This window comes from Paraburkholderia sabiae, from assembly GCF_030412785.1.
In the GTDB taxonomy this organism is placed as follows: domain Bacteria; phylum Pseudomonadota; class Gammaproteobacteria; order Burkholderiales; family Burkholderiaceae; genus Paraburkholderia; species Paraburkholderia sabiae.
Genome location: NZ_CP125295.1, coordinates 4,459,172 through 4,473,589, shown reverse-complemented (window position 1 = coordinate 4,473,589; position 14,418 = coordinate 4,459,172). Strand labels below are relative to the sequence as shown.

Sequence of the window (14,418 nt, the reverse complement as noted above, 5' to 3'; positions counted from 1 at the left end):
GTGAAGCTCTTGATGTTGGAGCGCTTACGTCTGGTGCGCATGCATCGAAGGATTGCGTGTGTTCGCCGGGCGATCACGAATCCTTGCGCGTCTTCGCGCGCGGCTGCGCCTGTGCCTGCGTTTGCGGTTCGGTGTGCTTCTTCGTTCCGTCGAGCTGTGCCTGCTTTTCTGCTTTCGCATCGTCGGCAACGGGTGCGCTATTCGCATCACCGTCGCCCATCGGCACCATGTGTGCGCGAACCTGCGCGCCCGGACGCACGCGCTGCGTGCCGTTCACGACGATGCGATCGCCCGCGTGCAAACCGCTCTTCACGACGCGCAGACTGCCTTGCAGATCGCCCTGCTGGATCTCGCGATACGCGACGTGATCGTCCTTGTCGACGACGAACACGAACTTCTTGTCCTGGTCCGTGCCGATCGCGGCATCGTCGATCAGCAACGCCGAATGCGGCTCGCTGCCGCCCACTTTCACGCGTGCATAGAGACCGGGGACGAGCGCGCCGTCGGCGTTGTCGAAACGCGCGCGCACGCGGATCGTGCCCGACGACGTATCGAGCCGGTTATCAACCGACTGGATCGTGCCCTTGCGCGAATAGCCCGTTTCGTTCGCGAGACCCAGTTCGACGGGCACCTTGCCGTCGTTCTTCACCTGGCTGATGTACTGCAGATACGTCTGCTCATCGGCGTCGAACTCGGCGTAGATGGGCGACACGGACACCAGCGTGGTGAGCGGCGCGGCGCTCGCGCCCGCGTTCACGACGTTGCCGAGCGTGATCTCGGCGCGCGAGACGCGACCCGACACAGGCGCGACGATCTTCGTGTAGCCGAGATTGATCTGCGCGGCTTCGAGCGCGGCTTGCGCGGCCTTCACATTCGCGTTCGCTTCACGTGCGGCGTTCTGCTTTTCGTCGTAGTCGCGCTTGGCGATTGCGTTATCGCCGATCAGCCGTTGCGCGCGTTCCCAGTCGCTTTGCGTGTAGCCCGAACGCGATTGCGCCGCCGCAAGCTGCGCAGCGGCGCGATCGACTTCGGCCTGATACGGACGCGGATCGATCACGAACAGCACGTCGCCCTTCTTCACGAGCGCGCCGTCCTGAAAGTTCACGGACACGATGGTGCCCGACACGAGCGGCCGCACATCGACCTTTTCGACGGCCTGAAGACGGCCCGAATAGGTTTGCCAATCGGTAATGGTTTTCTGCACGACAGTGGCGACATCGACTTCCGGCACGATGGTCGGCGCGGATTGCGCGGGCGCGCGCGCATCGACGCGAATCGCGCCGAACGTGCCGAGACCCGCAATGACCAACACGGCTAGCGCGGCAACCGCCAGCTTTGAACGCGAGAGAGGAAAAACTGACATGACAGACTCCGGAATTTAGTTAATAGAAGTTTGTTTATCGGAGTGCACGCTCGTCGAAGCGCCACTGGAAAAATCGAACCGCCTCGAGCAACGCGGCCGGATGATTGGCCAGCGCCGCGTGCGACACGCTCGGATATCGGACTACCTGCGTCTGCACGCCCGCGTCGATCAGATTGCTCGCGTACTTCTCCGCTTCGACGTGCAGCACGTCGTTTTGCGCGGTGGCAATCAATGTCGCGGGCAAGCCTTTGAGCCGTACCGATTCGAGCGGCGCCGCATACGGATGCATCCGTTGCGCAGCCTGCGGCAGATACGCGCGATAACACGCCGCGCATTCGCTTGCCGTGATGTCCGAGCTCAAACGCTTCTCGTCGCCGAGACGCGTGAGGCTCGGATCGAGCATCGGTCCGAACAATGCTTGCGCTTCGATCCGCACATCCCCGCGATCGCGGCCGATGAACGCAAGACAATTCGCGAGCGAGCCACCCGCATCGTGGCCCGCTACGCCGATCTTTTTCGTGTTGCCGCCGAACGCTCGTGCGCGAGTCTGCACCCACAGCGCCGCCCGATGTGCGTCTTCGGGCGCGGCGGGAAACGGAAACTGCGGCGCGAGCGAATAGCCGACCGACACGACCAGCGCCGGCGTGTGCTGCGCGAAGTAACGCGCGGCGTAATCGGCTTCCTCGATCGAGCCGCGCACGAACCCTCCGCCGTGAAAATAGAGCAGGATCGGCAGACCGCTCTTCGCGGCAGCCCGCCGGTAAAGGCGCAATGTGATGTCCTGCGCGTAGCCTTCGACCCGAACGTCGGTGACGTCGAGCAATGCAGCGTTTTCGCCGAGGCTTGTGCCGGGCGGGACAAAGGTGTGGCGCGGGTTGAATGCATCCATGTCGAACAGCGCAATGCGCGAAGCTATCGAATGGTGCGAATTGTGGGACCAGCAGACTTCCAAATAAATGCCTATAATCCGGCAACACAATTCGGTGCACCTGAACAATCGAATGCCTTTATTCGCCGCCTCCAGTCGGCGTTAGCGGGCTAAAGCGGATGCTTCACAGTGCTCCGGCTCTTTCGGAGGTTTGCAATGGACCGGCTCCAGGCCATGCAAGTGTTCACCCGGGTCGTCGACACGAACAGCTTCACCCGGGCTGCGGAAACGCTCGATCTTCCCCGCGCATCCGTCACGACGATCATCCAGAATCTCGAAGCGTTTCTCGGCACGCGCCTCTTGCACCGCACGACGCGCCGTCTGTCGCTGACGCCCGACGGCGCTGCGTATTACGAGCGCTGCGTTCGCATTCTTGCGGACGTCGAAGAGACGGAAGCGAGTTTCCAGAGCGGCAACAAGAAGCCGAGCGGCAAGCTGCGCGTGGATATGCCGGGATCGATCGGACGTCTGCTCGTCATTCCCGCATTGTGCGAATTCCATACGAAGTATCCGGATATCGATCTGCAACTCGGACTGTCCGATCGCCCCGTCGATCTGCTGCAGGAAGGCGTCGATTGCGTGGTGCGCGTGGGCGCGCTGCAGGATTCGTCATTGGTCGCACGCAGAATAGGGTTATTCGAAGGCGTATCGTGCGCGGCGCCTGCATATATTGAGCGCGCCGGCATTCCGCAGACGATCGAAGATCTCGAACAGCACAAGGCGGTCAATTATTTTTCGAGCCGTACGGGCCGCGTCATGGACTGGTCGTTTCTCGTCGACGGCAAGGAAGTCGAGGTGAAAATGAAGGGCGTGGTGTCCGTCAACGACGCGGATGCGTACGTGACGTGCGGCGTCGAAGGCTTCGGCCTGATCCAGCCGCCGCTCTTCATGGTGCTGCCGCATCTGCGTTCGGGCCAGCTCGTCGAAGTGCTGCCCGACCTGAAGCCGCTGCCCATGCCCATTTCCGCGGTGTATCCGCATAGCCGGCATCTTTCTTCGAAAGTGCGCGTGTTCGTCGACTGGATTGCGGAGATCTTCGACCGTTGTCCGCTATTGAGCGGCCGCGCAAGCCTCGACAAGACCTGCACGCAACGCACATTCGAGCAGAAAGAGTCGGCGCCCGAACTCAATACGCCCGTAATGGCCGAGTGGGTTGCTTAATGCCATATTGCTTTAAAGGCTTTTAGGCAAAAGGACGATCGCGGCACCGCGCCGCGATTGTTCTGAAATTGCGACAATTCATTTCACGAAAGTCGGGTTTATCGCCCGCACGTCAAAGCCTACATTTCACCCTGTCGCAGCGCCGGACCATCACGACGCTGCAAATGAATTCGAATCGACAGGAGTGAATCATGAAGCGCAATCTGCTGGCAGGTCTCGTTCTCTCGCTGCTCGTCAGCGCACCGGCGTTTGCCGGCGGCGGTGGTGGCATCGGCCGCGCAGGATCGTATAACGATCAATGGTGGCAACACTCGGCTAGCGCCTCGGCGCCGAAAACGCGCGCAGAAGTGCGTGCGGAAGAAGCCGATGCGTATCGCGACGGCACGTTGCCTTCGCTGAACAAGACGTCGTATCCGGAACAAGGCCTGATTGGCCGCACGCAAGCCGAGCGCCTCGACGCGCAAAGCGATGGCAAAGTGCGCGTTGCGCGCAGCCAGTAAGCGTCATTTCATCTTTATCGAAGGAGTCGAACATGAGCCCATCGGAACTCGATGACTGGGCATCCGACATTCCCGTCTGGACGCCTTATCGTTCGCATTAAGCATTGCGCAACACACAGCTTTAGCAAATGGCGCTCAATCGCTTTGCGCGATTGAGCGCTTTGCATTGTTATCGCTGCGGCACGCCGTGACGCCATTCGCCCCAATGCGTGACGATGTCCTGCACCAGCGGATTGCCCGCACGGTACAGGTTCTCAAGCGCGATAGTGAAGCCGCCTTGCGCGGCATAGTTGAGCAGGTTGTCGGCGCTCGTCTGTCCATCATAGGGACGATCGAAATCCGAACCGGCGCGCAATACGGCAATACGATTCAAGTCCACGCGATGCACGCTCGCCGCACGCTTCAATGCTTCATACGTCGAGTTGTCTTCCTGTTGCGTCGTGCAATAGACGCCCTTGTTGTCCGTCAGAATTTTCGTCCAGTCGCGCGCGCGCTCGCCGAGCTTCGTTCCTGACCACCACGTATCGCCCGCCAGCGTGTCGCACTGAATCACGGCAGGCGCACGATTCGCGGGTGCATAGCTGTATTTGGCGCGAGCCGCTTGCGCCTGCGCATTGTCCGACAGCACGACGTCGCGCGACAGCGCAAAAGCCGTATCCGCGAGGCGCGTATTCAGCTGGAACACTTCCGTGCGGTAATCGAGCGGAGGCTTTTCCGTAGGGCTTTTCGTGTTGATGCCGAGATAGCCGGTGTTCCAGCCTGCGGGAATTTCGCGTCCGTCGAGTTCCCATTGAATGCCGAAGTCGACGAGATACTTCGCCCACGCTGCGGAGCCCACCGTGCCCTGAATCGGATCGATGCCCGCAATGCCCGCCACCATGAAGTACGTATGCCGCAAATCGAAGCGCGGCGAGAATGCGAGCGCCATCGTCGATGCGGTGGCGTTGGCGTGTCCCATGCCCGTCGTCATCACGCAGACGTCCTGCTTGTTGCAGTGAACGTTCGGGTAGTCGGGCGAAAGACCGGCAACAGGAATGTCCTGCCAGGGACCGAGTTTGTCGAGCCACGTCTGCCCTTCCGGTCCGAACATCGAAATGATCATCACCTTGACCTGGCGGCCGTGCGATTCGCCATTGCCTTGCGCAAAGCTGTCATCTTGCGCATTGGCCAGCGGCGAAATGGCCGTGCATGCGGCCAATGCCAAGGCCGTCAATGCGCCTACCGTGCGAGTTACCATGACAAGTCCTTTCTTTAAACGCGTTAAAAGATTGGAAATGGAATGCATGCCCTCGCGTAACTGGGCGGAGCTTAGTATAGGTGGCATCGAATTGTTTTCCATTGGCTAATTCGCTTTGCTGCTTCGAATAACCGCTTCGAATAGCTGATTCGCATAAAACGAATGGCGAAGCAGTACGTCCACAAACGAAAAGGCCCGCGAACGATGCACCGAATGCACCCTTCGCGGGCCTATGAGCTGCGCATCAAAGATCAATCGAGCGAAGCTTCCGTTCTCACTCTCGGCACATCCGGCTCGAAAAACACCCAGCGCACTTGCGGAAACTTCGCCTGCAAATCCGCTTCGACGATATTGATCGCATCCACCATTGCGCGGCCGCTGTCGTAGTCGATCATTTCCGCCTGCACCGCGACGACCACATGACGCCCCCATTGCAGCGTGATCAGATTGATGATGCTGCGGATTTCCTTGCGCGTGTGCAGATACGCTTCGATCTCACGCCGCACTTCCGGGCTTGCGGATTCGCCGATGATCATCGACTTCACCTCGCGCGCGACCAGATACGCAATCACCATCAGCAGCACGCCGACGCCGATCGATCCCAACGCGTCGTACATCGGATTGCCTGTGATCATCGTCATCAGCACGGCAACGAAGGCCATCGCGAGACCGAGCAGCGCGGCCACATCTTCGCCCGTGACGACGAGCAGTTCCGATTCGCGCGTTTCGCGAAACCAGCGCCACATCGACTTGTTCTGATTGGTCTTGCGTATTTCCCTGATCGCGCCCATCAGGGAAAACGTTTCGAGCACGACGGAAACGCCCAGCACGCCGAGCGCGATATACGCGTGCGACAAGGGCTCATGCGCCATCAGCCGATGGATGCCCTCATACACCGAGAACACGCCGCCGACAAAAAACAGCAGCAGCGCGACGATCAGCGAATAGAAGTAGATCGCACGCCCTGCGCCGAGCGGATGCAAGATGCTTGGGGGCCGGCGTGCCTGCTTGAGTCCGAACAGCAGCAGAACCTGGTTGCCGCAATCGGCTGTCGAGTGAATCGCTTCGGCGAACATCGAGCCCGAGCCCGTGAACGCCGCCGCGGCGAACTTGCAGATGGCAATGCCGAAGTTCGCCGCCAGCGCGTAGAAAATGGCCTTCGGTGATTCTTCTTTCATAGGCTCTTCGAGTTGTTGTGATGCGGATGCGTTAATAAACGGTCATACCACTTCGACACGCGGCGCGCCGTCGTGCAGTTCGCCGATCACTGCCGCATGATCGAAGCCGTCGGCGCGGAAGATCGCGAGCACGTCATCAACGGCTGACGGCGCGCACGACACCAGCAGTCCGCCCGATGTCTGCGGGTCCGTCAGCAACGTGCGTGCCGTGGCGGGCAGCGCATCTGCGAGTCGAATGTCGTCGCCATACGAAGCCCAGTTGCGGCCCGACGCGCCCGTGAACACGCCAGCAGCGACGAATGCATCGACGCCTGCGATCCACGGCAAATCCGCGTAGCGCACACGCGCCGTCATCTGCGCGCCGCGCGCGAGTTCCAGCGTGTGGCCGAGCAAACCGAAGCCCGTCACGTCCGTCATCGCGTGCACGCCGTCGAGCGCGGCCAGATCCGCACCCGGACGATTGAGCTTGGTCGTCGCCGCGATCATCGCCGCATAGCCCGCTTCGTCGAGCTGATTCTTCTTGAGCGCCGCCGACAGCACGCCGACGCCTAGCGGCTTGCCGAGCACGAGCACGTCGCCCGCTTGCGCCGAAGCATTGCGCTTCACGCGCTTGGGATGCACGACGCCGAGCGCGGCGAGGCCGTAGATCGGCTCGACGGAATCGATCGAATGGCCGCCTGCCACGGGTATGCCCGCCTGCATGCAAACGTCTTCACCGCCGCGCAGCACAGCGGCGATCACATCGTGCGGCAGCACGTTGATCGGCATGCCGACCAGCGCGAGCGCGAGGATCGGCTTGCCACCCATTGCATAGACATCGGACAGCGCATTCGTCGCAGCGATGCGGCCGAAGTCGTACGGATCGTCGACGATCGGCATGAAGAAATCGGTCGTCGCGATGATTGCCTGCTCGTCGTTCAGGCGATACACGGCGGCATCGTCCGACGTTTCCGTGCCGACCAGCAGGTCGGGAAACGACGGCATGGGCATATTGCGTTTGAGCAGATCGGACAGCACGCCCGGCGCGATCTTGCAGCCGCAGCCGCCGCCATGCGACAGGCTCGTGAGACGCGGAACGTTGGATGTGACAGCGGATTCGGTCATGATGATGAAGTGACAGAGGGTCGATAACGGCTATTATCCGGCAATCCGCCGCGACGCTGTCGAATGGGGCCGCACAATGAAAAACGCGCCATCGTCTTGACGACAACGGCGCGTTGTATCGAACATCGCACGCAGGCTAGGTCGCCGCCATCAAGCGACGTTCGAGCGTCGCCATTTCCCGCACGATCACGAGCAGCATCGACAGACTCGCGCCACCCGCCGCACGCAAATCCGTCAGCAGCTGCGCGTAACGCGCGAGCGCGTCTTCCCGTTTTGCGCGCCACGCTTCGACGACGCCCTCTGCCGTCGTCGCCTCGGGTGCTTCCGTGAGCGCGCTGGTAGCCAGCACGCGCTTGAGGCGCGCCAATTCCGCGAGCGCGGCGGCACGTGCCATCACGTCCCAATGCGTCGACGTCGGCAGCGACTCGGCGCGTTCGCCGATCCATCCGTAATTCAGCTGCGTGCTCAAAGCGAAGTACACGCCTGCGACGAGTTCGAGACTGCGGTCCGTCGTCGCCGACACTTCCGCGATATCGAGCAGCGCAGCGGGTATGTCGCCGCTCGCCACGCGCACCGCAAGCTCGCTGTCTACACCTGCGTCGACGAGCACGCGCTGACGCTCCGACAGCGCTTCGAGTTCGGCGGCAGGCAACAGCATCGGCAATTGCGGCGCGAGCCGTTGCGCGGCATCGCGGCAACGCGCGATCAACGCCGTCACGCCGCCGTTCATCACTTCGCCCGATTGCAGATGACGCAGGAACCACAACGCGGCACGCTCCAGCAGCTTCGTGATTTCGACGAACATGCGCGCCTGCACGTCGTCGGCGACGCGATTGTCGAGTGCGTCGATATTGCGCCACACGTCGTTCAGATCGAACACGTCGCGCGCGATCATGCACGCGCGCACGATATCGCCCGGCTTCGCGTCCGTCTCTTCCATCATCCGGTGCACGAACGCGCAGCCGACACGATTCACGAGCGCGTTCGTCAGATGCGTCGCGAGAATTTCGCGGCGCAGCGGATGACGATGCATCGGCTCACTGAAGCGCTGACGCAGCGGCTTCGGGAAGTACTCGGTGAGCATGCCCGCGACGAGCGCATCTTCCGGCACGTCGGATTCGAGCAGCGCGTCGTAGAGCCACATCTTGCTGTACGCGAGCAGCACCGCGCGCTCGGGCGACGTCAAACCCTGTTTTGCAGCTAGACGTTCGTTGATTTCATCTTCCGAAGGCAGGAATTCGATCACGCGATTCAAGCGGCCCGCGCGTTCGAGATAACGCATCATGCGCATTTCCGCGTCGAACAGTTCGGCCGCGTAGCGGCCCGCAATCGATAGAGCCTGCGTCTGATAGTAGTTATCCTGCAACACGAGCAGGCCCACTTCTTCCGTCATTTCAGCGAGCAACGCGTTGCGCTGCTTCTCCGTCATCTCGCCGTCCGCAACCACGAGACCGAGCAGAATCTTGATGTTCACTTCGTGGTCCGAGCAGTCGACACCCGCTGAATTGTCGATGGCATCCGTATTCATGCGGCCGCCATGCTGCGCGAACTCGATACGCCCATGTTGCGTGAAGCCGAGATTGCCGCCTTCCGCGATCACCTTGCAGCGCAGATCGCGACCGTTTACGCGCACGGCGTCGTTGGTCTTGTCGCCGACCTGCGCATGCGTTTCGTGGCTCGCCTTCACATAGGTGCCGATGCCGCCGTTGTACAGCAGATCGACGGGCGCCTGAAGAATCGCGCGCACCAGTTCGGCAGGCGACAACGCAGCCGCACTGATGCCGAGCATCGACTGCACGGCCTGCGACAACGGAATCGTCTTCGCCGTGCGCGCGAACACACCACCGCCCGCCGAGATCAGTGCGGGGTCGTAGTCAGCCCAGCTCGAACGGTCCAGATTGAAGAGCCTTTGACGCTCGGCGAAACTCGTCGCGGGGTCGGGGTTCGGATCGAGAAATACGTGACGATGATCGAATGCAGCGATCAGGCGAATGTGTTGCGACAGCAGCATGCCGTTGCCGAACACGTCGCCGGACATGTCACCGACGCCGACCACCGTGAAGTCCATCGTCTGCGTATCGACGCCCATTTCGCGGAAGTGGCGCTTCACCGATTCCCACGCGCCGCGCGCGGTGATGCCCATTTTCTTGTGGTCGTAGCCGACGGAGCCGCCCGATGCAAACGCGTCGTCGAGCCAGAAACCGTATTCCTGCGAGATCGCGTTCGCGTAGTCGGAGAACGTCGCCGTGCCCTTGTCGGCGGCAACGACGAGATACGGATCGTCGGGATCGTGGCGCACCACATCAGGCGGCGGCACGATCTGTCCGCCGACGCGGTTGTCGGTGAGATCGAGCAGCCCGCGCAAGAACGTCTGATAACACGCGACGCCTTCGCGCATCCATACTTCGCGATCGGTGGGCGGCGGCGGATTCTTCACGACGAAGCCGCCCTTCGATCCCACGGGCACGATCACCACGTTCTTCACCATCTGCGCTTTCATCAGGCCGAGCACTTCCGTGCGGAAATCCTCGCGACGATCGGACCAGCGCAAGCCGCCGCGCGCGACGCGCCCGCCGCGCAGATGCACGCCTTCGACGCGCGGCGAATACACCCAGATCTCGAACATCGGTTTCGGCTCGGACAAGCCCGGCACTTTCGCGGGATCGAACTTGAAAGACAGATAGGATCGCGGCTTGCCGTCGTCTTCGCGCCGGTAGTAGTTCGTGCGCTGCGTCGCGTTGATCACGCCGAGGAACTGGCGCAAGATGCGGTCTTCGTCGAGATTGGGTACTTCGTCGAGCGCGCTTTCGATCGTCTTCAGCAGCCGCTCGACGCGCGCATCGCGCGAGGTCGCAGGCGCCGGATCGGAACGCGCGATGAACAGTTCGACGAGCATGCGCGCGATGGCCGGATTGCCCGTCAACGCGCGTTCGATATACGCATCGCTGAAGGTCGATCCGACCTGACGCAGATACTTCGCATACGCCCGCAGTATCGTCACTTCACGCGCGCTCAGTTGCGCGCGCAGCACCAGACGATTGAAGTTGTCGTCTTCGATATCGCCTGTCCACACGCGATCGAAAGCGTCTTCGAACAGGTCTTTTACGCGCTCGATATCGAACTCGGCATCGTCGGCGAGTTCGAGGCCGAAGTCGTGAATCCATGCAGGCGCAGCGCCCGGCGCTTCGATCAGATAAGGCCGCTCTTCGTCAACGCGCACGCCGAGATGTTCGAGCATCGGCAGGCTGCGCGACAGTGCAATCGGATCGCCCACGCGATACACCTTGAAGCGGAACGCACGCGGACCGGCTTCGATCGGCCGGTACAGATTCATCGCGATGTGCGCGGTGCCCTGCACGCGTTCGATCAGTTCGATGTCGCGCACCGCCGTGCGCGCCGGATAATCGTCGCGATAGCCGGCCGGAAACGAATCCGCGTAATGCTGCAACAGGCGATTGCCCTGCTCTTCGCCGAACGCGTCGAGCAAGGCATCGGCGAGATCGTCCTGCCAGCGGCGCGACACCTGAATCAGCCGCGCTTCGAGTTCGCGCGTATCGACATCGGGCATCGCGCCCGGCTCCGCATGCACGACGAAGTGAATGCGCGCGAGCGTCGACTCCGAAAGAAGCGGCGTGAATTCCACATTCGTGCCGTTGAACGCGCTCATCAGCAGCTTCGCGATGCGTCGGCGCAAGTCCGTGTTGTACTTGTCGCGCGGCACGAACACGAGGCACGATACGAAACGATCGAAGCGGTCGCGCCGCAGGAACATGCGCGTGCGCTGATGTTCCTGCAGACGCAGCACGCCGATGGCCGTGTCGTAGAGTTCGTTTTCGTCAGCCTGGAAGAGTTCGTCGCGCGGATAGGTTTCGAGCACCGTCACCAGCGATTTGCCCAGGTGCCCTTTCGGCAGAAAGCCCGCGCGCCGCACGATGTTCGCGCACTTGCGGCGCACGATGGGAATTTCCGAAGCCGACGCCGTATAGGCCGTCGATGTATACAGCCCGATAAAGCGACGCTCGCCGCTGATCTTGCCGTCCGGCCCGACCAGCTTCACGCCAACGTAGTCGAGATAACCGGGACGATGCACGGTCGCACGCGAGTTGGCCTTGGTCAGAAAGATAGGCGCGGCGCCCGCAATGATGCTGGCAGCGGCGGGCGGCAACGGCGTCACCTCCGACGCGCCTTGCGGCCTCAACGACTCGCGCAGAATGCCGAGGCCGGAGCCCGCGACGCCGCGCAAACCATACTGGCCCTCGTGCGTGACCAGCTCGTAGTCGCGCTGGCCGAGAAACGTGAAGTGATCCGCGACCATCCATTCGACGAACGCGCGCGCTTCGACGCCTTCGGGACTCGTCTCGCGCGCGGCCATGTCGCGGATGGTCGTGCGCGCGATGTCGACGATCTTCGGCCAGTCTTCGACGGCTGCGCGCACGTCGCCGAGCACTTTCGCGATCTCATTGCGCAATGCATCGAGCTTCGCCGCGTCGCCGCAACGGTCGACTTCGAAATGAATGAACGACGCGAGTTGCGACTGGCCATCGTCGCTCGACACACCGCCCGGCGCGATGCGCTCGATGCCGCCGTCCTTGCCTCGCCAGATGCGAAACACGGGATGCAGCACGGAATGCAGCGCGAGCCCCTGACGGTTCACGGCCATCGACACTGAGTCGACGAGGAACGGCATGTCGTCGTTGACGATCTCGATCACGGTGTGATCGGAATGCCAGCCGTGCTGTTCGAGAATCGGGTTATAGACGCGCAAACGCTCGCTGCCTGGCACGAAGCGCTGCGCCGTTTGCCAGTGCGCCATCGCGGCGCCGTAGAGATCGGCGATGCCGCGGCTTTGCAGGTCGTCCGCGTCGGCGAAATCGTAGTAGTGGTGCAGGAACGGTTCGACGGCTGCGAATGCGGGCTCGGGCAATCGTCCTCGCGCGAATTCGACGACATCGTTGAGCAGATGGGCAACGGCTTCTTCGTTCTTCGCTTGCATGACGTCCTCCGCGTCGGGCGACAATCGGCTGCATCGACTGAAGCGCATTATGCACCCGTTGAGCAGAAACGGATTGTGCACACGCACATCGAGCATGCTTGCGCGCGCCTGTGACAGACGCGTGTCGACCGAAACTACGGATAGCGGACCAACAGCTTTTAAAGCCGCATAAAAACCGCTTCGTTCTGTTGGCTAACCATCACAGGCCAGGGTTCTTCTTATTAGCGTATGCACCCCCGATGCGTTAGGCTTTTATGGTCCGTATTCAAGGCGAGAGACGATCATCTTTAAAGACCTTATTGCGGATGCATCAAGACAATTTCGAAATACATACCAATAGCGAATCACGGCTTCAATACCGATGCAATTCGCGCGCATGAAGACGTTCCTGAGTCCCGCAAAGGCCGTCGAACGAGGGAATGCTTCATGCCCAGCACAACGACTGGACGTGTCGATGCCGCTGGCCTGTTGTCTAGGTGTACCGGGGTAGAACCTGCAAGCCTGACATGGAGAACAGACCCATGAAGCGCGAGCCATTTCGACATGTGCGGATGATCAGTTACGCGACGGTGCTTCTCTTTTACGCTGAAGCCCATGCGCAATCGCTTCAGGATCAAACTGCACAAGACAATATCGCAACCCTTCGCCAGGAATTAAACAACCGGATCAAGGAACTCGACGCACTCAAACGCAAACTCGCCGAAGAAGAAGCGCAATTCCAGCAATTAAGCAAAGCACTCGATTCACGCATGCTCGATACAACGCGCGGAGCGGGTCAGCCCGGCGCGGGCGCGGCGCCTGCCGCGGGCATCGCGCAAGGCACCGGTACGGGAGATAGCGCGGGCAACGGTGCAGGCGTAGCAGCCGGTGGCGGAGCAACTGCGGGCGCTGCAACGGGCGCAGCGCCCGCGATCAGCACCGCGCAAAACGGCGGCGATCAGCAGAACCAGCCGTCGCAGCCCGTCGGCCAGGCGCCCATCCCCGATACCGCGCCGCCCGCCGTCGCGCCGATCTTCGATCAGCCCGGCGTGCTCACGCCGCGCAACAAGTTCGTACTGGAGCCGTCGTTCCAGTTCGGCTATTCGTCGTCGGACCGCGTCGCGCTGGTCGGCTACACGATCATTCCCGCGTTGCTGATCGGTTTGATCGATGTGCGCGAGATCAAGTCGAATGTGCTCACGGGCGGTCTTGCCGCGCGCTACGGCATCACGAACCGGATGGAATTCGAAGTGCGCGTGCCGTACGTCTATTCGACCAACGACACGGTGAGCCGCGAAATCTTCACAGGCTCCGCGCAGGACAACGTCTTCAACAGCAGCGGTCACGGTATCGGCGACGTCGAAATGACGTTGCGCTACCAGCTGAACGAAGGCGGCCCGGACAAGTTCTATTACATCGGCTGGCTGCGCTTCAAGACGGCGACGGGCAAGAGTCCGTTCGACGTCGTCACCGATTGCGTGACGCGCTGTATCGGCAATACGACGGGCACGGGCTTGCCGCTCGAACAGCCGACGGGCACGGGTTTCTACGCGATCCAGCCTGGCCTCACCTGGCTGTTCCCGAGCGACCCGGTCGTGTTCTTCGGCAACTTCAGCTATCTGCACAGCTTCGGACGCAGCGATCTGAGCCTGCACATCCTCAACGGCGAAACGGATCCCGTCGGTCATATCCAGCCCGGCGACATCTACGGCTTCAACATCGGCATGGGTCTCGCGCTGAACGAAAAGGCTTCGTTCAGTATCGGCTACGACCAGAGCATCGTGCTGCCGACCAAGCAGAACGGGCAAAGCGTGCCGGGCTCCGTGCGCGTGATACTCGGTACGCTGCTGGTCGGCTATTCGTATCGCATCACGCCGAAGACGACGCTGAACTTCTCGCTCGGCGCGGGCCTCACGCGCGACACGCCGGATCTCACGCTGACGTTCCGCATGCCGATCCAGTTCTGAGCGGCCTG

The 14,418-nt window shown here is 61.6% G+C and carries 9 protein-coding genes; 3 read left to right on the top strand and 6 right to left on the bottom strand.

Features of this window, described 5'->3' with window-relative positions; all coding sequences use genetic code 11:
• Positions 1 to 73 precede the first annotated feature (73 nt).
• Both QEN71_RS20100 and QEN71_RS20095 read right to left on the bottom strand, forming a co-directional pair.
• A complete protein-coding gene (locus QEN71_RS20100; RefSeq protein ID WP_201650352.1) occupies positions 74 to 1,363 on the bottom strand; it encodes an efflux RND transporter periplasmic adaptor subunit in 1,290 nt (429 codons plus the stop codon).
• Between the two features lie 34 nt (positions 1,364 to 1,397).
• Positions 1,398 to 2,252: an alpha/beta hydrolase gene (locus tag QEN71_RS20095; RefSeq protein WP_201650353.1), complete on the bottom strand. Its 855-nt coding sequence runs from the start codon at positions 2,250 to 2,252 to the stop codon at positions 1,398 to 1,400.
• Positions 2,253 to 2,447: 195 nt separating this feature from the next.
• On the opposite strand from QEN71_RS20095, the gene QEN71_RS20090 reads away from it, so the two are divergent.
• Together QEN71_RS20090 and QEN71_RS20085 are read left to right on the top strand one after the other, a co-directional pair.
• A complete protein-coding gene (locus tag QEN71_RS20090) occupies positions 2,448 to 3,452 on the top strand; it encodes a LysR family transcriptional regulator (protein ID WP_201650354.1) in 1,005 nt (334 codons plus the stop codon).
• 191 nt (positions 3,453 to 3,643) lie between these two features.
• Positions 3,644 to 3,952 (top strand): DUF4148 domain-containing protein, encoded by a 309-nt coding sequence (locus tag QEN71_RS20085; protein ID WP_201650355.1) that lies wholly within the window; start codon positions 3,644 to 3,646, stop codon positions 3,950 to 3,952.
• 169 nt (positions 3,953 to 4,121) lie between these two features.
• Here QEN71_RS20085 and QEN71_RS20080 read toward each other — a convergent pair whose 3' ends face one another.
• From QEN71_RS20080 to QEN71_RS20065, 4 genes are all read right to left on the bottom strand, one after another.
• The gene (locus QEN71_RS20080) at positions 4,122 to 5,189 is read right to left on the bottom strand and encodes a purine-nucleoside phosphorylase (protein ID WP_201650356.1); all 1,068 of its coding nucleotides are present in this window, start codon (positions 5,187 to 5,189) and stop codon (positions 4,122 to 4,124) included.
• 251 nt (positions 5,190 to 5,440) lie between these two features.
• Entirely contained in the window at positions 5,441 to 6,367 is a 927-nt protein-coding gene (locus tag QEN71_RS20075) for a cation diffusion facilitator family transporter (protein ID WP_201650357.1), read from the bottom strand.
• Positions 6,368 to 6,409: 42 nt separating this feature from the next.
• Positions 6,410 to 7,471, bottom strand: coding sequence for a selenide, water dikinase SelD (selD, locus tag QEN71_RS20070; RefSeq protein WP_201650358.1), 1,062 nt, complete (start codon positions 7,469 to 7,471; stop codon positions 6,410 to 6,412).
• A 136-nt stretch (positions 7,472 to 7,607) separates the two neighbouring features.
• Entirely contained in the window at positions 7,608 to 12,464 is a 4,857-nt protein-coding gene (locus tag QEN71_RS20065; RefSeq protein WP_201650359.1) for an NAD-glutamate dehydrogenase, read from the bottom strand.
• A 521-nt stretch (positions 12,465 to 12,985) separates the two neighbouring features.
• On the opposite strand from QEN71_RS20065, the gene QEN71_RS20060 reads away from it, so the two are divergent.
• Complete coding sequence (locus QEN71_RS20060; RefSeq protein ID WP_201650360.1) at positions 12,986 to 14,410, top strand: acetate kinase; 1,425 nt, start codon at positions 12,986 to 12,988, stop codon at positions 14,408 to 14,410.
• Positions 14,411 to 14,418: the final 8 nt, after the last annotated feature.

Bases quoted from the DNA above. Each gene is read 5' to 3' on its own strand.
- QEN71_RS20100 (WP_201650352.1), bottom strand. From the start codon at position 1,363: ATGTCAGTTTTTCCTCTCTCGCGTTCAAAGCTGGCGGTTGCCGCGCTA.
- QEN71_RS20095 (WP_201650353.1), bottom strand. From the start codon at position 2,252: ATGGATGCATTCAACCCGCGCCACACCTTTGTCCCGCCCGGCACAAGC.
- QEN71_RS20090 (WP_201650354.1), top strand. From the start codon at position 2,448: ATGGACCGGCTCCAGGCCATGCAAGTGTTCACCCGGGTCGTCGACACG.
- QEN71_RS20085 (WP_201650355.1), top strand. From the start codon at position 3,644: ATGAAGCGCAATCTGCTGGCAGGTCTCGTTCTCTCGCTGCTCGTCAGC.
- QEN71_RS20080 (WP_201650356.1), bottom strand. From the start codon at position 5,189: ATGGTAACTCGCACGGTAGGCGCATTGACGGCCTTGGCATTGGCCGCA.
- QEN71_RS20075 (WP_201650357.1), bottom strand. From the start codon at position 6,367: ATGAAAGAAGAATCACCGAAGGCCATTTTCTACGCGCTGGCGGCGAAC.
- selD (WP_201650358.1), bottom strand. From the start codon at position 7,471: ATGACCGAATCCGCTGTCACATCCAACGTTCCGCGTCTCACGAGCCTG.
- QEN71_RS20065 (WP_201650359.1), bottom strand. From the start codon at position 12,464: ATGCAAGCGAAGAACGAAGAAGCCGTTGCCCATCTGCTCAACGATGTC.
- QEN71_RS20060 (WP_201650360.1), top strand. From the start codon at position 12,986: ATGAAGCGCGAGCCATTTCGACATGTGCGGATGATCAGTTACGCGACG.